The organism is Paraburkholderia sp. BL6665CI2N2, assembly GCF_004366535.1.
Lineage (GTDB): Bacteria > Pseudomonadota > Gammaproteobacteria > Burkholderiales > Burkholderiaceae > Paraburkholderia.
This window is the reverse complement of the sequence record NZ_SORC01000001.1, coordinates 3818581-3835750: the sequence shown is the minus strand read 5'-3', so window position 1 is coordinate 3835750 and position 17170 is coordinate 3818581. Positions and strand designations below refer to the sequence as shown.

Annotated in this window: 14 protein-coding genes and 4 pseudogenes; 14 read left to right on the top strand and 4 right to left on the bottom strand. The window is 61.0% G+C overall.

What is annotated here, in order from left to right; translation table 11 throughout:
* Positions 1-53: 53 nt before the first annotated feature.
* Both B0G81_RS17095 and B0G81_RS17090 read left to right on the top strand, forming a co-directional pair.
* Entirely contained in the window at positions 54-509 is a 456-nt protein-coding gene (locus tag B0G81_RS17095) for an NfeD family protein (protein WP_134137758.1), read from the top strand.
* A gap of 61 nt (positions 510-570) precedes the next feature.
* Positions 571-1503, top strand: coding sequence for an SPFH domain-containing protein (locus tag B0G81_RS17090; protein ID WP_106279656.1), 933 nt, complete (start codon positions 571-573; stop codon positions 1501-1503).
* 318 nt (positions 1504-1821) lie between these two features.
* Here the strand turns inward: B0G81_RS17090 and smpB are convergent, their stop codons facing one another.
* Positions 1822-2268 carry an SsrA-binding protein SmpB gene (smpB, locus tag B0G81_RS17085; RefSeq protein ID WP_012433428.1) on the bottom strand — a complete coding sequence of 149 codons (447 nt, stop codon included), beginning with the start codon at positions 2266-2268 and terminating at the stop codon, positions 1822-1824.
* Between the two features lie 100 nt (positions 2269-2368).
* Between smpB and B0G81_RS17075 the strand changes: the two genes are divergently transcribed.
* Positions 2369-2806, top strand: coding sequence for a type II toxin-antitoxin system RatA family toxin (locus B0G81_RS17075; RefSeq protein WP_012433427.1), 438 nt, complete (start codon positions 2369-2371; stop codon positions 2804-2806).
* Positions 2803-3135, top strand: a complete 333-nt coding sequence (locus B0G81_RS17070) for an RnfH family protein (protein WP_116140554.1) — start codon at positions 2803-2805, stop codon at positions 3133-3135. Before B0G81_RS17075 ends, B0G81_RS17070 begins: the two co-directional genes overlap by 4 nt.
* Positions 3136-3178: 43 nt before the next feature.
* Here the strand turns inward: B0G81_RS17070 and B0G81_RS17065 are convergent, their stop codons facing one another.
* On the bottom strand, positions 3179-4156 hold the full coding sequence (locus B0G81_RS17065) for a DMT family transporter (RefSeq protein ID WP_134137757.1): 978 nt from the start codon (positions 4154-4156) through the stop codon (positions 3179-3181).
* A gap of 270 nt (positions 4157-4426) precedes the next feature.
* On the opposite strand from B0G81_RS17065, the gene guaB reads away from it, so the two are divergent.
* The 7 genes from guaB (at position 4427) to B0G81_RS17025 (ending at position 14299) form a co-directional block, all read left to right on the top strand.
* Positions 4427-5887 (top strand): IMP dehydrogenase, encoded by a 1461-nt coding sequence (gene guaB, locus B0G81_RS17060; RefSeq protein WP_106279664.1) that lies wholly within the window; start codon positions 4427-4429, stop codon positions 5885-5887.
* A gap of 6 nt (positions 5888-5893) precedes the next feature.
* On the top strand, positions 5894-6631 hold the full coding sequence (locus tag B0G81_RS17055; RefSeq protein WP_134137756.1) for a hypothetical protein: 738 nt from the start codon (positions 5894-5896) through the stop codon (positions 6629-6631).
* Positions 6632-6834: 203 nt separating this feature from the next.
* On the top strand, positions 6835-8418 hold the full coding sequence (gene guaA, locus B0G81_RS17045) for a glutamine-hydrolyzing GMP synthase (protein WP_106279670.1): 1584 nt from the start codon (positions 6835-6837) through the stop codon (positions 8416-8418).
* Positions 8419-8641: 223 nt separating this feature from the next.
* Positions 8642-9931 (top strand): site-specific integrase, encoded by a 1290-nt coding sequence (locus B0G81_RS17040; RefSeq protein ID WP_134137754.1) that lies wholly within the window; start codon positions 8642-8644, stop codon positions 9929-9931.
* Positions 9932-10065: 134 nt separating this feature from the next.
* The gene (locus B0G81_RS17035) at positions 10066-11019 is read left to right on the top strand and encodes an IS5 family transposase (RefSeq protein ID WP_132374016.1); all 954 of its coding nucleotides are present in this window, start codon (positions 10066-10068) and stop codon (positions 11017-11019) included.
* A gap of 215 nt (positions 11020-11234) precedes the next feature.
* Positions 11235-12776 (top strand): IS3 family transposase, encoded by a 1542-nt coding sequence (locus B0G81_RS17030; protein ID WP_134137753.1) that lies wholly within the window; start codon positions 11235-11237, stop codon positions 12774-12776.
* Between the two features lie 134 nt (positions 12777-12910).
* Positions 12911-14299, top strand: a complete 1389-nt coding sequence (locus B0G81_RS17025) for an IS4 family transposase (RefSeq protein WP_347877443.1) — start codon at positions 12911-12913, stop codon at positions 14297-14299.
* A gap of 80 nt (positions 14300-14379) precedes the next feature.
* Here the strand turns inward: B0G81_RS17025 and B0G81_RS17020 are convergent.
* Positions 14380-14688 (bottom strand): annotated as a pseudogene (locus B0G81_RS17020) (nicotinamide-nucleotide amidohydrolase family protein); the annotation flags it as partial.
* Between the two features lie 260 nt (positions 14689-14948).
* On the opposite strand from B0G81_RS17020, the pseudogene B0G81_RS17015 reads away from it, so the two are divergent.
* The 3 genes and pseudogenes from B0G81_RS17015 to B0G81_RS17005 all read left to right on the top strand — a co-directional run.
* Positions 14949-15791, top strand: a pseudogene (locus B0G81_RS17015) (zinc-binding dehydrogenase); the annotation flags it as partial.
* Between the two features lie 195 nt (positions 15792-15986).
* Positions 15987-16085 (top strand): annotated as a pseudogene (locus B0G81_RS44680) (alcohol dehydrogenase catalytic domain-containing protein); the annotation flags it as partial.
* A 256-nt stretch (positions 16086-16341) separates the two neighbouring features.
* Positions 16342-16629, top strand: coding sequence for a hypothetical protein (locus B0G81_RS17005; RefSeq protein ID WP_134137751.1), 288 nt, complete (start codon positions 16342-16344; stop codon positions 16627-16629).
* A 93-nt stretch (positions 16630-16722) separates the two neighbouring features.
* Here B0G81_RS17005 and B0G81_RS17000 read toward each other — a convergent pair.
* A pseudogene (locus tag B0G81_RS17000) lies at positions 16723-17080 on the bottom strand (NUDIX domain-containing protein); the annotation flags it as partial.
* Between the last annotated feature and the right edge of the window lie 90 nt (positions 17081-17170).

Here is a 17170-nt window from a genome sequence, read left to right as displayed (position 1 = left end):
CGTGCTATAAACACCCCGGTAGATCCGGGGTGTTTTGCTTTGTGGAGGTCGACGTGGCGCCAGGTGGATTGTTCTGGTGGATCGGGGCGGGTGTGCTGGTCGTGCTGGAGTTGCTCAGCGGCACCTTCTATCTGCTGATGATCGCATTGGGCTGCGTCGCGGCCGCCATTGCGCACCTCGCGGGCGCCGCAGCCGACGTGCAGTTCGCGGTCGCGGCCGTGGTGGCGCTGGCGGCGGTGCTGCTGCTCAGGCGTTCGCGGTTCGGCCGCAGAACGCGCAAGGAGGCGTCGCGCAACCCGGACGTCAATCTCGACATCGGTCAAACGCTCACCGTGCCGGCGTGGCACGCACGGCGGGCACGCGTCGATTATCGCGGCGCGGCATGGGACGTCGAACTGGCCGCGGGCGAGCCGGAAGACGCGCCGCTCTACGAAATCACGGAGTTGCGCGGCAGTTGCCTCGTCGTCGTGGCGGCGCGTCATTCAAACACCCGGGCCACCACGGCCTGAGCACCAACGCGTCATACGCGCATCACACACAACTATTCGAACTACGGACCGGAGGGCAGTAATGGATTCGACCATTGTCGGGGCGGTGCTTCTGATCATCGTGATCGTACTGGCGGCGCAGACTATCAAGATCGTGCCGCAGCAGCATGCGTGGGTGCTGGAGCGGCTCGGCCGCTATCACCGTACGCTGACGCCGGGCTTGAGCTTCGCGTTTCCGTTCGTCGACCGGATCGCCTATAAGCACATCCTCAAGGAAATTCCGCTGGAAGTGCCGAGCCAGGTCTGTATCACGCGCGATAACACGCAGTTGCAGGTGGATGGCGTGCTGTACTTTCAGGTCACCGATCCCATGAAGGCGTCGTACGGGTCGAGCAACTTCGTGTTCGCGATCACGCAGCTGTCGCAAACCACGCTGCGCTCGGTGATCGGCAAGCTCGAACTCGACAAGACTTTCGAGGAACGCGACTTCATCAACCACAGCATCGTGTCGTCGCTCGATCAAGCTGCGACGAACTGGGGTGTGAAGGTGCTGCGCTACGAAATCAAGGATCTGACGCCGCCCAAGGAAATTCTCCACGCGATGCAGGCGCAAATCACTGCCGAGCGCGAGAAGCGCGCGCTGATTGCGGCATCGGAAGGGCGTAAGCAGGAGCAGATCAATATCGCGTCCGGCGGCCGCGAAGCGGCGATCCAGAAGTCCGAAGGCGAGCGGCAGGCGGCGATCAATCAGGCGCAAGGTCAGGCGTCGGCGATTCTGGCCGTGGCCGAAGCCAACTCGCAGGCGATTCAGAAGATCGCGGCGGCCATTCAATCGAACGGCGGGATGGAAGCGGTGAACCTCAAGGTAGCCGAGCAATATGTGAACGCGTTCGGCAATCTGGCGAAGCAGGGCACCACGCTGATCGTGCCCGGCAATCTCGCGGACATGAGTTCGATGATCGCGTCGGCGCTGACGATTGTGAATAAAGGGAAGGGCGTAACCGAGGTGCGTTGAACTGGCCGGCTGCGCTTAACGTGCCGGCAGTGGGGAACCGATGGGCCAGACGCAATGTCGTGAATGTCCTGACCATGCTCGTGTGCGTCGAGCGCGTGACTGCGCAGGCTGTACCGAAAGCACCGAAAGCGTTGCCCGACGCGTTTGCCGGCCTGCAAAAAGAAAAGGCCCGCGGACTATGCGGGCCATTTGCCTTTCAGCGCTTGTGAGGCGCGTTTCCTTGCCACCCGCGAGCCAGTCGCAGCGAATGTTGGCAGACGAAACGCGGCAAAACAGCGCACCGCCTGCCATCAACCGTCGATCAAACCAGACCTGCCATCAAGTCGGCGAGCGCATCAGCCGCGCCTTTTCACGCTCCCAATCGCGCTTTTTCTCGGTCTCGCGCTTGTCGTGCTGCTTCTTACCCTTGGCAAGACCGATCTCGCATTTGACGCGGCCGCCCTTGTAGTGAAAATTCAACGGCACGAGCGTGTAGCCGCGCTGCTCGACCTTGCCGATCAGTTTGCTGATCTCTTCGCTGTGCAACAGCAGCTTGCGCGTGCGTACCGGATCGGGATTGATGTGGGTCGAGGCTTCGGGCAGCGGGCTGATGTGCGTGCCGATCAGGAACAGTTCGTTATTCTTGATAACGACGTACCCTTCCTTGATCTGGCCGCGCCCGGCGCGCAGCGCCTTGACCTCCCATCCTTCGAGCACGAGCCCTGCTTCATAGCGTTCTTCGACCGAGTAGTCGTAGAAGGCTTTTCTGTTGTCGATAATGCTCATGAATGGAAAGTGCCCAACTCGTTTAAAATCACGATTTTAGCAAAGCGGGGCAAGGAAAGCCCGCTGCGCTCGTCCACCCTTGCCACGCGCTGTTCAATTTATGGCAGATGTCCAGAAAACCGTGTTGATCCGCCATTCGGCGGAACAGATGTTCGACCTCGTCACCGACGTCGCCGATTACCCCAACTTCCTGCCGTGGTGCGGGGGAGTCGAAATCCGCCGCCGGGACGAAACCGGCATGGAGGCGAAGATCGATATCAACTTCAAGGGCATCAAGCAGCATTTCGCCACGCGTAACAGCATGGAGCGGCCCACGCGCATCGATATGGAGTTCGCGGACGGCCCGTTTCGCAAGTTCACGGGCTTCTGGCGTTTTACGCCATTGCGCGCCGATGCCTGCAAGATCGAATTCGCGTTGCACTACGAATTCACCAATATCATTCTCGAGAAAATCATTGGCCCGGTGTTCAACCACATCGCCAATACCTTCGTCGAATCGTTCGTGAAGCGCGCCGATCAGCGCTACGGTAAGGCATGAGCGGGCGCTTGTCGATTGAAGTCTGCTACGCGTCGCCGAGCGAGCAGGCATTGATTGCCGTTGAGCTGCCCGCGGGCGCCACGCTGCAGCAGGCGCTGGACGCGAGCGGCATTTTGCGGCGGTTCCCGCAGATCGATCTGGGCACGCAGAAAGTGGGCGTGTTCGGCAAGCTCAAGCCGCTCGACGCGGTGCTGGCCGACCATGACCGGGTGGAGATTTACCGGCCGCTGCTGGTCGATCCCAAGGTGTCGCGTCAGCGGCGCGTTGAAAAGACCCGCAAGGCGGGCTCGATCGAAGGGCGTCGCTGGCAGAACAAGGATTCGCGGTAAGCAGATCTCGCATAGGCGGAGACGGGCGAGGACGCCCTGCGCCTCAAGGCGCCGACGCCTGCGGCTTGTCCTTGATCCCGGCAACCCCGGACGTATCGTCGTCCGCATGCTGGCGCACCGACCAGCACACGCCGGCCACCAGCAGCAGAATCGCCGCCAGTTCGAGCGGGCGCGGCAATCGCTGGTCATAAATGAACGCGTAAAGCAGCGCAAAAAGCGTCTCGAACACGATCATCTGACCCGAGAGCGTCAGCGGCAGCCGTTTCGATGCGGCATTCCACAGCCCGTTGCCGAGCCACGATGCGCCGATCGCGAGCCCCAGATTGAGCATCCAGAAGGTGTGCCAGCGTCCGTCGGCCAGTTCGCCATGCGGGCCGCCCGCCGGCAGCACGGCGATGACGAGCCACAGCGCGGCGCCGAGCGCGCCCGTCACCACGCCCCACAAGACTGACCACTCGTTGCCGCTGAAATGCGTCTGGCGCTGCAGAAAGCGGGCGTTTTCGACCGCGAACCACGTCCAGCATCCCAATGCGCCGACCGCGCAGGCCAGCCCGATCAGCTTGGTGATGACGCTGACCGGCGTGCTGTCCGCCACCGTAAACACATCGATGTTGATGCAGGCGATGCCCGCCATCACCATCGCGAGCGGCCAGGCGAGGCGCGCGAGCGGCACGGCGCCGTGATCGCGCCGGCCCAGCAGCGTCACCGTGACGGGCAGCACGCCGACGATCAGCGACGCCGGCGCGATGCCGATCAGGTGCACGGCCGCCGTCAGCAGCAGGTAATAGAGGAGGTTGCCGGCCAGGGCCAGCTTCACCAGCGCGCCGAGATCCTCGCGGGTCAGGCGTTTGGCGAGCGAGCGCGCCATGGGCAGTGCGGCCGCCACGGAGACGATGCCGTACATCGTGTAGCGGCCCGCGCTCAGAAGCAGCGGCGAAAAGTCCGGCAGCACGCGCGGCACCAGAAAAACCATGCCCCATAAGGCCCCGGCCATTACTCCATACGCCACACCGCGCTGCATCGACTGCCCCTGCAAAAAAACTGAACTGGTCGGCAGAATAGCCGGTCGGCGGCCCGGGCGTCTTGTTCGATCCTGCAATTCGAGCCCGCGGCACCCCATTGCGCCCGAACGCGCAAACGAAACCCGATCGAACCCGAGGCGAACAGCCAAGCGAAATCCAGGGGCCCGATGGCGTGAAAAAAATCGCCCGAATTCGCTAAGCTGCTGTTCGTGCAGTGAAAACCAGGGAGGTATCGCGTATAATTCGCTTTTGCGCCTATAGGATTTGCCATGCGTCTGATCCAAACAGCACTCACGTTCGATGACGTGCTCCTCGTCCCGGCTTTCTCCGACGTTCTGCCGCGCGACACCAGCCTCAAGACCCGGCTGACCCGCAACATTTCCCTGAATATGCCGCTCGTGTCCGCCGCCATGGACACCGTCACCGAAGCACGCCTCGCCATTGCGATGGCGCAAATGGGTGGCGTGGGCATCATCCACAAGAATCTCACCGCAGCCGAGCAGGCGCGTGAAGTGGCCAAGGTCAAGCGTTTCGAATCGGGCGTGGTGCGCGATCCGATCACGGTGCCGCCGCAAATGAAAGTGCGCGACGTGATCGCATTGTCGCAGCAGCATGGCATTTCGGGCTTCCCGGTCGTCGAAGGCGCGCAACTCATCGGTATCGTGACGAACCGCGACCTGCGTTTCGAAGAGCGTCTGGACGAGCCGGTGCGCAACATCATGACGCCGCGCGAGCGCCTCGTCACCGTCAAGGAAGGCACGCCGCTCGCCGAAGCCAAGGCGCTGATGCACAGCCATCGCCTCGAGCGCGTGCTGGTCATCAACGACGCATTCGAACTGCGCGGCCTGATGACCGTCAAGGACATCACCAAGCAGACCGAACACCCGGACGCGTGTAAAGACGAACACGGCAAGCTGCGCGCGGGCGCGGCGGTCGGCGTCGGCGCAGATAACGAAGAGCGCGTCGAACTGCTGGTGCAGGCGGGCGTCGACGTGATCGTCGTCGATACCGCGCACGGCCACAGCCAGGGCGTGCTCGAGCGCGTCAAGTGGGTCAAGCAGAACTTCCCGCACGTCGAGGTGATCGGCGGCAACATCGCCACCGCGGCGGCCGCCAAGGCGCTCGTCGAATACGGCGCGGACGGCGTGAAGGTCGGTATCGGCCCGGGCTCGATCTGCACGACGCGGATCGTCGCCGGCGTGGGCGTGCCGCAGGTCACCGCGATCTCCAACGTGTCCGAGGCGCTGAAGGGCACGGGCGTGCCGGTCATCGCCGACGGCGGCGTGCGCTTCTCGGGCGACGTCAGCAAGGCGCTGGCGGCCGGCGCGAATGCCGTGATGATGGGCAGCATGTTCGCCGGCACCGAAGAAGCGCCGGGCGACGTGTTCCTGTATCAGGGCCGCCAGTACAAGTCTTACCGTGGCATGGGCTCGGTCGGCGCGATGAAGGACGGCGCCGCGGACCGCTACTTCCAGGACAACTCCGCGAACATCGACAAGCTGGTGCCGGAAGGTATCGAAGGCCGCGTCGCCTACAAGGGCTCGGTCAACGCGATTCTGTTCCAGCTGATCGGCGGCGTGCGCGCCAGCATGGGCTACTGTGGCTGCCGCACCATCACCGAGATGAACGACAAGGCCGAGTTCGTGCAGATCACGGGCGCGGGCCTGCGCGAGTCGCATGTGCATGACGTGCAAATCACCAAGGAAGCGCCCAACTACCACGTGGACTAAACGCCAATGAAGCCATTGCTGCGCGCTGTACTCATCCTCGATGCCTTGTTGCTGCTTGCGTTTGGCCTGCTATTTCTCCTGACGCCGTGGACTTCGCTGTACAACGCGCTGCTTCTGGTGCAAACCCAGCCGGCTCTGGTCGGCCAGGGGTTTGGCGTGGCGCTGATCGGGCTGGCATGGCTGGCCTTTCACGCGTCGATCGACGGCGCGCTTACCACCACCGTCGCCAAGGTGGTCGGCCACGTGAACTGGTTGACCGGCGTGCTGATGCTGATCTGGCTGCTCGGTCTGCATACGCCGGCGCTGACCGGTTTCGGGCAGATCGTCGCGGTGTTGACCGGTGTGGTGCTGCTGGTAATCGGTCTGGGCGGCGTGCGTCTGGCGGGCGCGGTGCGGCGGCGTGAAAGAGTGCGGCTCGCTGAAGTCGCCGCTGCCGAGCGCGCCGAGAAGCAGGCTGCCAAAGACGCCGCGAAAGACGCGGCCAACCGGCGCGAGCCGGGCCGCGTCACGGCGGGCTTTCCGGTCTATCACGCCGAACCGGTCGTGGAGCCTGTCGTGCCGGTTACGCGGCCTGTCAGTGCCACGAGTCCGGTTGCAGGGGCACCGCTTCATCCGGTCGTCGACGAAGCCGGTCTGACGCCCTCCGAACGCGCAGCGCGGGCTGAAGCCGCCGCCGCGCGCGACGAAGCCCGCAATGGCGCCGCTGACGCGCCTGGCGCGCCCCGGCCGCCGTTTCATGGCTGACGCGCCGCGCGCCACGCCATCCGCTGAAGCACCCGGATTTCGTTTGCGTGCGCCGTGGGCAAGCACCTGCGGCGCGGCCCGCGCCAACCCGCTGCATCGTTACGTTTCATGCTCGATCGTTCCCACGTGGACCGTTTTGAATTCAACGCCGCGCATCGCGCGCGGCATTCCGTATCCGCTCACTTTTGACTCCGTCCGCTGCCATGCATGACAAGATCCTGATCCTCGACTTCGGTTCGCAAGTCACCCAACTGATTGCACGTCGCGTTCGCGAAGCCAACGTGTATTCGGAAATTCATCCCTACGACGTCGATGCGTCGTTCATTCGCGACTTCGCGCCGAAGGGCGTGATCCTGTCCGGCGGCCCGAGCTCGGTCACCGAAACGGATACGCCGCGCGTGCCGCAAGCCGTGTTCGAACTCGGCGTGCCGGTGCTCGGCATCTGCTACGGCATGCAGGCCATGGCCGAGCAGCTGGGCGGCAAGGTCGATATCGGCCACCTGCGTGAGTTCGGTTATGCCGAAGTGCGCGCGCGCAATCACACGAGCCTGCTCGAAGGCATCAGCGACTTCACCACGCCGGAAGGTCACGGCATGCTGAAGGTGTGGATGAGCCACGGCGACAAGGTGCTGGAAATGCCGCCGGGCTTCGCGCTGATGGCGTCGACGGAATCGTGTCCGATTGCGGCCATGGCCGACGAAAAGCGCCATTTCTACGGCCTGCAGTGGCATCCGGAAGTCACGCACACCGTGCAGGGTCGCGCCATGCTCGAACGCTTCGTGCTGCAGATTTGCGGCGCGCGGCCCGACTGGGAAATGGGCAACTATATCGACGAAGCCGTCGCGAAGATTCGCGAGCAGGTCGGTAACGAGCACGTGATTCTGGGGCTCTCGGGCGGCGTGGATTCGTCGGTGGCCGCGGCGCTGCTGCATCGCGCGATCGGCGATCAGCTGACCTGCGTGTTCGTCGATCACGGCCTGTTGCGTTTGAACGAAGCCGAACAGGTGATGGCGACCTTCGCCGACCACCTGGGCGTGAAGGTGATTCATGTGGACGCCAGCGATGTGTTCCTGCGCAAGCTGGCCGGTGTGACCGATCCGGAGGCGAAGCGCAAGATCATCGGCGCGGAATTCGTCGAAGTCTTCCAGGCTGAAGCCGGACGGCTGACCGATGCGAAGTGGCTGGCGCAGGGCACGATCTATCCGGACGTGATCGAATCGGCCGGCAAGGGCAAGAAGGGCGCGCAGACCATCAAGAGCCACCACAACGTGGGCGGCCTGCCTGAGACGCTGAATCTGAAGCTGCTCGAACCGCTGCGCGAACTGTTCAAGGACGAAGTGCGCGAACTCGGCGTCAAGCTCGGTTTGCCGCCGGCCATGGTGTATCGCCATCCGTTCCCGGGCCCGGGCCTGGGCGTGCGGATTCTCGGCGAAGTGAAGCGCGATTTCGCGGACCTGCTGCGCCGCGCGGACGCGATTTTCATCGAGACGCTGCGTACTTTCATCGACAAGGAAACCGGCAAGTCCTGGTACGATCTGACGAGCCAGGCGTTCGCGGTGTTTCTGCCGGTGAAGAGCGTCGGCGTGATGGGCGACGGGCGAACTTACGAGTACGTCGTTGCGCTGCGTGCCGTGCAGACGCTGGACTTCATGACCGCGCATTGGGCGCATCTGCCGCATGAACTGCTGGGGCATGTGTCGAACCGGATCATCAACGAAGTGCGCGGGATTAACCGGGTGGTGTATGACATCTCGGGGAAGCCGCCGGCGACGATTGAGTGGGAATAATTTAGACTGCTCCCAAGTCGTTCCGGGAGGTCCGGTTTTCTATGTTTTTCCTTTTAGAAACATGGGGTTATTGTCCGGTGTGGTCCGCTGTGATCCGGGCGATGCCAGACGGAAATGTCGGTATCGGTGACGGTACCCGACATTTCTTCCTCGGACGGCCTTGTCCGATACCGTCAAATCAGTCTGACGGTATCGGTTGACGGTATACGTTCGAGGAGTCCCTATGCTCACAGACATGCAGTTGCGAGCGCTAAAGCCGGCTCAGAAGATTTACAAGGTTGCCGATCAGCGTGGACTATATGCGGCAGTGACGCCTTCAGGCGCAGTGAGCTTCCGATACGACTACCGGGTGAACGGTCGCCGGGAAACGCTGGTTATCGGCCGGTACGATCCATCACTTTCCGCGCGGAAGCCACGCAAGCCAGACGAACTCGGATTTGGAATGGCTATTAGCCTCCCGGAAGCCCGGCTTCTACGCGACCATGTGTACGGCACAATCCAACGCGGCGAAAGCCCGTCACGTGCGAAAGTCGAGAAAAGGGTCGAGGCGATCGAGGCGCTGACGTTTGGTAAGTGGGCGGAGAAATACTTTGTGGAGACCACTCTTGCCGACTCCACACGAGCAATGCGCAAATCGGTGTACGAGCGGAATCTCGCGTCGGAATTTGGCCGGCTGAAGTTGGAAGAAATCACGCCCGCACGATTGATGGCGCGCTGTGAGAAGATCAAAGAGAGGGGCGCTGCGGCCCCTGCCGTGCAGTCGCGCGACATCGTTCTGCAGGTTTACCGTTTCGTGCAGGCGCGGGGACTAAAGGTAGACAATCCTGCGGAGGCCATCCGCCCGTCTGCGATCGCCAGCTTCAAGCCGCGAGATCGGACACTGTCGCCTGCCGAAATCCATGTGCTTTTCAGTGCACTGGAACAGACGCCGACGATGCCTACGCTGCGCCTCGCTATCAGATTCATGCTGCTCACGCTGGTGCGCAAGTCCGAGTTCATTCTGGCGATGTGGGGTGAGATAGATTTCGACGCCGCAGTCTGGACAATTCCGAAGGAACGGATGAAGGCCGGTCGCCCCCACATTGTCTATCTGAGCCAACAGGCTCTGGACATTCTGGTCGCATTCAAGACGTGCTTCGGAGCGAGTTCGTACGTGCATCCTGGCCGCTATGAGACGGCCTCCCCAATAAGTATGGCGACTCTGAACCGCGTTATTGACAGCGCGGTCAAGCTGATACGCGACGGCGGGACAGATTTTGATCCTTTCACAGTACATGATCTGCGTCGGACGGCCAGCACGCTGTTGCACGAAGCAGGGTTCAACACCGACTGGATCGAGAAATGCCTCGCTCACGAACAGCGCGGCGTGCGCGCGGTCTACAACAAGGCGGAGTATGCAGAGCAGAGGAGGGCGATGCTCCAGGCGTGGGCAGATATGCTGGACGGCTGGATTGCTACGAATCCAAAGGCGAGCGTCCTAGTGCTGGCACAGACAGCCAAGACTCGTGAGTAGATCGCTTGAGCTCGAACTGTTGATTTTCACCGAGTCTTAACCCACCGTTTTCATCTAAGGAAAGTCTGCAAAAGTCCTGGCGTTGAAGTCTGGTTGGCCTATCCTGGGAGAACGCGAGTTAAAGGAGTTCGTCGATGACACAGCTCGGTCTTGGTCTGGATCTTTCAACGAAACGTACGCGCAAGCGGGAATTTCTCGATGAGATGAGGCGCGTTGTGCCATGGTCAAGGTTGATTGCGTTGATCGAACCGCACTATCCGAGGGGCAAGACTGGAAGGCCACCATTTCCGGTTGCGACGATGCTGCAGATCCACTTCATGCAGCAGTGGTTTGGTCTGTCAGACCCTGCGATGGAAGAGGCGCTTTATGACGTGCCGCTGTATCGCGAGTTTGCGGGGCTGAACGAAGGTATGACGCGTTTGCCGGACGAGAGCACGATTCTGCGGTTCCGGCACCTTCTCGAAACGCACGGCCTGGCCGCGCAGATGCTCACGCTGGTCAATGAGATCCTGACCGAGAAAGGCTTGATGTTGAAGGCAGGGTCGGCGGTCGACGCGACCTTGATTTCCGCACCCAGTTCGACGAAGAACGGCTCCGGTACACGGGACCCGGAGATGCACCAGACGAAGAAGGGAAATCAATGGTACTTCGGGATGAAAGCCCACATCGGCGTGGACGCGGAGTCGGGTCTGGTCCACACCGTCATTGGTACGGCGGCCAACGTCCACGACATCATTGCGGCCGAAGCGCTGTTGCACGGCCAGGAAAAGGATGTGTACGCTGACGCCGGATATCAGGGTATTGAGAAGCGCTGTCAGGCGAACCCGGTACGCTGGCATGTAGCGATGCGACCAGGCAAGCGTCGACAACTGGACCTGAACAATCGTCTGGACGCGATATACAACCAGATTGAGCGTCTGAAGGCTGGCGTGCGCGCCAAGGTTGAACATCCGTTCCGCGTGCTCAAGCAGCAGTTTGGCTATACGAAGACGCGGTACCGGGGATTGTTGAAGAACACCGCGCAGATCACGACACTGTTTGCGCTGGGCAACCTCTGGATGGCACGCAAGGCATTACGCAAGGCGTGAAACGCTCGGAGGTAAAGGCCGTGAGTCTCGGCAAACGGAGGTCGTCATACCTGAAAAGCCAGACGAACAACCTGCCAGCAGACGCTTACGGCTGATACGCCCCAAGTGTCAAAAAATCAGCGCTCTGAAAACGAGTTGTGCAGACCTTCCCTAAATCTGACCCACCCCGAGACAGGGAGCTGCGGACGAAAACTTGGACTACCTGGAGGTAGTTCATGTACTCGTACGAAGACCGCATGCGAGCGGTCCGGCTTTATTTGAAGTTGGGTAAGCGCGTCGGGGCGACCATCCGACAGCTGGGTTATCCGACCAAGAATTCTCTGAAATCGTGGCATCTCGAATACGAGCGATGTCATGATTTGCGGACCGGCTATGTTCGTTCCAGGCCGGTATATTCGGCCGAACGGAAGAAGGTGGCCGTCGATCATTACTTAGGCCAGGGCCGTTGTGCTGCTGCAACCTTGAGGGCGTTGGGATATCCCAGTCGCGGGACGCTCGCCGCCTGGATCGAAGAACTGCATCCCGAAATCGGAAAACGCATTGTCGGCAGAGCAACTGGCAGCATTCCGAAATCGCCGGCGGTGAAGCAGGCGGCAGTCATCGAACTGTGCACCAGAGAGGAAAGCGCGCGCCTGCTTGCGCAGAAAGCAGGCGTGAGCAGGCCGACGCTTTACAATTGGAAGAACCAGCTACTCGGTCGTGAAGCCCCAGCATCCATGAAACGCCAGAAGAAGCCAGCGCCTGACAGTGAGCGTGCGAAACTGGAACAGCAGGTCGAATCGCTTCGACGCGACGTCCGGCAACTGCAGCTCGAGCACGACATCCTGAAGAAGGCGAACGAACTGATAAAAAAAGGAATGGGCATCGTCCCGCAACTCCTGAGCAACCGGGAGAAGACGATGCTGGTTGATGCCCTGAAAAACACCTACACGTTGTCAGAGCTTTTAGCCGTATTGGGGCTAGCTCGCAGTTCCTACTTCTATCATCGTGCGCGTCTGCTCGTGGCCGACAAGTATGCTGGCGCTCGCCGAGTCATCGCAGACATCTTTGAAGTCAATCACCGGTGTTATGGCTATCGCCGGATACGCGCTGCACTGGGCAGGCAGAAGGTCGTTATCCCGGAGAAAGTGGTGCGACGTTTGATGAGGCAGGATGGGCTGACCGCTGCCACAGCAAGACGACGTCGCTACCGCTCCTACGGCGGAGAAATAAGCCCTGCGCCGGAGAACATCATCAATCGTGACTTCCGCGCAGGAGCCCCGAACGAGAAGTGGCTCACCGACATTACCGAATTCCAGATCCCGGCCGGCAAGGTGTATCTGTCTCCGTTGATCGACTGCTTCGATGGACTGGTGGTGAGCTGGACAATCGGCACGCGACCGGATGCCGAACTTGTAAATACCATGCTTGATGAGGGCATCAAGACGGTAGCCAACAGTAATAAACGGCCTGTGGTCCACTCTGATCGCGGGGCGCACTATCGCTGGCCTGGATGGCTCGCACGCATACGTGATGCCAAACTAGTTCGCTCGATGTCACGCAAAGGATGCTCACCCGATAACGCGGCCTGCGAAGGCTTCTTCGGGCGGCTCAAAACGGAGTGGTTCCATTCCCGTGATTGGCGGACTACGACCGTCGAGCAATTCATTGAGGTACTTGACTCCTACATACGCTGGTATAACGCGAAGCGGATCAAGGTCTCGCTAGGCGCTCTCAGCCCGCTCGAATACCGGGAGAGCCTGGGAATCGCAGCATAAACCAGTCCAAGTATTTAGCCGCACCCCCCTTAGTCTCAGGATTCCCCACAACTTTTTGTGTGGCAGGAGTGAATGATCGCTTGTAAACGGTCGGCGTCGATGTTAACTTTGGCCCATTCTGTTCGCGACGGCAGTTGGAATTGGTCGACGGAAACGATACTGACGACTGGGCGAGTGCCGAATTCAGCGAGGCGAATCTGGGGGACGCGCGCCTTGCACAACGTCTTGTTGCGTTGGCTCGCCGCCTCGCGCACAGTCCGCAGGGTTCGTTTCCCCAGTCACTCAAGCCAGCCGAACTGAAGGCCGCCTACCGCTTCTTCGATAATGAGCAGGTGGACACAAACGGGATCCTTGCGCCTCATATTGCACAAACGCTCGATCGCATGAGGCAGGTGCCGGTCGTGCTGGCAATTCAGGACACAACGGAGTTCAACCTGTCGCATCTGCCCGCGACTGAAGGCCTGGGTCGCGGCACCGGCAACAATGAGCAAGGCTTCATGATGCACAGCCTGCTGGCGGTCACGCCCGAGGGCTTGCCGCTAGGGGTGCTGGGCATGAAGACCTGGGTGCGCCCCCAAGAGGTGTTCGGCAAGAGGGCCCCTGCGGTTACGCGCCCGATCGAACAGAAGGAAAGTAACAAATGGCTTGAAGGAATCGACCATCTCGCGGCACTCAAGGTACGTTGTACGCAGACGCGGTTTGTCTGTGTTGGAGACCGCGAGAGCGACCTGTACGAGCTATTTGTCGCCGAACGCCCCGACGGGGTGGACTGGTTGATCCGCGCAGTACACAACCGCGTGGCGCGTCACCCGCAAGGCTACCTTTGGGAGGCTGTTCTAGCCACCCTGCCTCTTGGCGACACTGAACTGCGGGTGCCAGCCAGGGGCACACTTCCTCAGCGCACAGCACGGCTGACTTTGCGTTGTGCGAGCGTGCGACTACACTCTCCAAGAGCGCGCGCCAGCCGCCGAAGCCTGCCTGAGATTGACGTCTTTGCGATTCACGCCATTGAAGATAACCCCCCGGATGGCGTCGAACCGCTTGAATGGATGCTGCTGAGTTCGGTGCCCACGACCTCGCTTGATGAAGTTCTCGAACGGCTGGCCTGGTACGCGCGGCGCTGGACCATCGAGACGTGGCATCGCGTGCTCAAAAGCGGCTGCCGTATCGAGGCGCGCCAGTTCGGCACGCTCGACCGGTTCGTGAGAGCGACAGCTCTGTTTGCCGTCATCGCGTGGCACATCCTGTATGCAACACTGCTCGCGCGAACTGATACGCAGCTATGCTGCGAAGTACTGCTGCAACCCGTTGAATGGCAGGCGCTCTATTGCCACACCCACCGAACGACGCAACTGCCAGAGCGGGTTCCAACGCTGCAGCAAACCATCGTGTGGATAGGCATGCTCGGCGGCTATCTGAATCGTAAGCATGACCGACCACCAGGACCGACCGTCATATGGCGCGGATTTCTCGTCCTGCACGAAATTACGAAGATGTATCAGCTCTTCAAGCAAAGCGGATAGCGCGGCCTCTCAACTTTGTGGGTAAACCTGAGCCCTTAGTGGGTCAATTCTGCGTGAACATCAACACCTTCAGGAACCTCGTCGGCCACGCCCGTGTTCGACACCGCTACGTGTGCGCAGCAACCTTCCTGGCAAAGCGCACCTTCTGCCATTTCTTTTGCAACTTCCTCGCTCGTCAGCCCGTAGTCACGGATCGTAGTTGCTTTTACACCGAGGAATCGGACTTTGCCCGAAGGGGAGTAGCTGATGAACCCCATATCCAGACAGGAGCCGCTGCCGGGCACCCTTGCGAGATACGACGCAATTTGACCTGCCGTGCAGGATTCAGCAGTCGCGAGTCTGAGGCCACGCGACGACAGGAACGATACGGCTGATTCCGGAATTTTCATCGTGCCCCCGACCATTGTCTCCACACGCGTCTTGGCGCAATTTGCGGACCACCTACCAAAGCAAAGGCAGCAGACTTTCTTTGATTCTGTGGCTGCCAGGCATAGCGCATGCGCCAACGATAGACAGGGTTCGGCGAGGGGAAGCAGGATCAGGCGGTGGATCACTCGGCGCCCCATGCATGCGCTTCACGAGATTCGCCTCTCTCGCACATTATTGCCGGTTCTACGGAAGCTGCTTATGCGTAGCTTGCGGGCATGGGAACAAGGAGAAAGCCGATAAGGTCTTCGGTCATACCACCGCCGGACTTTTCGGCTACTCGCATCTGACCGGCGGCTATCCCGGCGGCCAGGCGGAATATGTTCGTGTTCCGATGGCGGACACGACGCATGTCAGGATTCCGGAGGGACTCACCGACGAGCAGGTCCTTTTTCTCGGTGACATTTTTCCGACCGGTTGGCAGGCAGCGGTAAACTGCGACATCCAGCCTGACGACACCGTTGCCATCTGGGGCGCGGGACCGGTCGGGCAGATGGCGATTCGTAGCGCGATTCTGCTGGGTGCAAAGCAGGTGGTCGTGATCGACCGTGTGCCTGAGCGACTCGCCATGGCGCAAGCGAGCGGGGCAGTCACGATCAACTTCGATCAGGAAAGCGTCCTTGATCGCCTCAAGGACCTCACGCAGGGAAAAGGTCCGGAAAAATGCATCGACGCGGTCGGCATGGAATCGCATGCTACGCGCTCGTTCGACGCCGTGTACGACAGGGTCAAGCAGGCGGTGATGCTGGAGACAGATCGCCCGCATGTGCTGCGTGAAATGATTTACGTGTGCCGCCCAGCAGGCACGCTCTCGGTGCCGGGCGTGTATGGCGGACTGATCGACAAGATCCCGTTCGGCGCGTCGATGAACAAGGGGCTGACCTGGAAGATGGGGCAGACCCACGTCAACCGATGGACCGATGATCTGCTCAAACGCATACAGGACGGACAGATCGATCCTTCGTTTGTCATCACCCACACAGTGTCGCTGGAAGAGGGGCCGGGCATGTACAGGACGTTCCGCGACAAGGAGGACGGTTGCATCAAGGTGGTACTCAAACCGTAGCGCGAGCGGACAGCAGGCGCGATCGAGGGGCGATGTAATGCGACCGGAACCCGCGCGCTGAACGAGACGATTGAATTGAATCGACGAAATAGCGATTCAAGTTCAAAGCAAAAGTCCACGCATTGCAGGAATACCGCTTGCAGCGCCATCCGTCATGCAACGGACGCACCGCGCGCGACGCTTACGCAGCGTGCCGGGCACGAAGGTGTCGGCGTGGTCGAAAAGATCGGTGAGCACGTGCGCGATTTGAAAGCCGGCGACCGCGTCGTCATTCCGTCGACAGTGGCATGCGGCTATCGCTGTGGCGATTTGCAACGCGTTCAAGATCGCGTCCGGGGTCGAACATCCGCGCCAGATTTACGGGCTGCCTAACGGTGACATCCTTGTGGGGGTCGGGCGCGCATGCGCCTGTCGTGACCGGCTTCGTGCAATGGCGCAACGCCCGTACCTGTGCGAGGCATGCCCTATGCTCACTTAACGGGCGACGCCGTGCGCACGTTCCTTACTTACCAAGGCAGGCCTGCGGCTATAACGAACAGGAGCTAATGCCATGAACCGCAGACTGAATTACGCCGCCGCCGTCCTTTGTATTGCCGCCATGGCGGCAGCCGGAGCAGGCTGCAAACGTGCAGGTAACGAGAGCGGTAAGGTTTCTTCAATGGATGCCGCCAGCAGCGGCGTGATAAGCAACTCCGCGGCGTCGAACGGCACGGATAGTAGCGACGCCGCGAAACGTGCGAACGCTTCCGCCGGTTCGGCGGCAAACAGCGTTGACCCTGCCGGCAGCGAGGCGACGGTGAATCAGTCGCCGAACGCGCAGCCCTCCAGTTCGCAATAGCGCTGCGCCGGCTCTGTGCTTCAGGTTGCCAGGTGGCGCGCGGCGTCCAGGTGCCGCTCGCTTGACCGCCGGGTGGGCGCAGCGCCGAATGAAGAGCGCCACGATTTCGCGAGTCGGAACGCTCGCCGGCAAAGTCGCAATCTTTCGAGGGGTGAACCATCCACACGCCGCAATTTCATTGCTGGCGCGGGCTGGCACATCCGGCGCCAAATTCGGCGAGAAAAACATAATGCCGTTTGGCGAGCCCGCCGAACTGAAACAGATAGTCGAGACTCAGCGGGCTAATCGACGTCTCTTCCACCAATTCCCGACGGCACGCTTCGGCCGGGGTCTCGGACACGGTTCGCTTGCCGCCGGGCAATGACCACCTGGTCACTCGTGAGGAGTGCTCCCGAGCGACGAGTAGTATGCGCCCGTCACGAATGCATATGGCGGTCGATCTGTCTTCCATGGCTTCTCGTATTTGGGTCCGCTGTACATGAATGGCCACGTAGTTCCATAGCGAGCCAGGACTTCTCTGTCCGCCGGTCGCGCGATGCAG

Bases quoted from the DNA above. Each gene is read 5' to 3' on its own strand.
- smpB (WP_012433428.1), bottom strand. From the start codon at position 2,268: ATGAGCATTATCGACAACAGAAAAGCCTTCTACGACTACTCGGTCGAA.
- B0G81_RS17065 (WP_134137757.1), bottom strand. From the start codon at position 4,156: ATGCAGCGCGGTGTGGCGTATGGAGTAATGGCCGGGGCCTTATGGGGC.
- B0G81_RS17035 (WP_132374016.1), top strand. From the start codon at position 10,066: ATGACACAGCTCGGTCTTGGTCTGGATCTTTCAACGAAACGTACGCGC.
- B0G81_RS17055 (WP_134137756.1), top strand. From the start codon at position 5,894: ATGAAGCCATTGCTGCGCGCTGTACTCATCCTCGATGCCTTGTTGCTG.
- B0G81_RS17070 (WP_116140554.1), top strand. From the start codon at position 2,803: ATGAGCGGGCGCTTGTCGATTGAAGTCTGCTACGCGTCGCCGAGCGAG.
- B0G81_RS17005 (WP_134137751.1), top strand. From the start codon at position 16,342: ATGAACCGCAGACTGAATTACGCCGCCGCCGTCCTTTGTATTGCCGCC.
- B0G81_RS17030 (WP_134137753.1), top strand. From the start codon at position 11,235: ATGTACTCGTACGAAGACCGCATGCGAGCGGTCCGGCTTTATTTGAAG.
- guaA (WP_106279670.1), top strand. From the start codon at position 6,835: ATGCATGACAAGATCCTGATCCTCGACTTCGGTTCGCAAGTCACCCAA.
- B0G81_RS17040 (WP_134137754.1), top strand. From the start codon at position 8,642: ATGCTCACAGACATGCAGTTGCGAGCGCTAAAGCCGGCTCAGAAGATT.
- guaB (WP_106279664.1), top strand. From the start codon at position 4,427: ATGCGTCTGATCCAAACAGCACTCACGTTCGATGACGTGCTCCTCGTC.
- B0G81_RS17090 (WP_106279656.1), top strand. From the start codon at position 571: ATGGATTCGACCATTGTCGGGGCGGTGCTTCTGATCATCGTGATCGTA.
- B0G81_RS17075 (WP_012433427.1), top strand. From the start codon at position 2,369: ATGGCAGATGTCCAGAAAACCGTGTTGATCCGCCATTCGGCGGAACAG.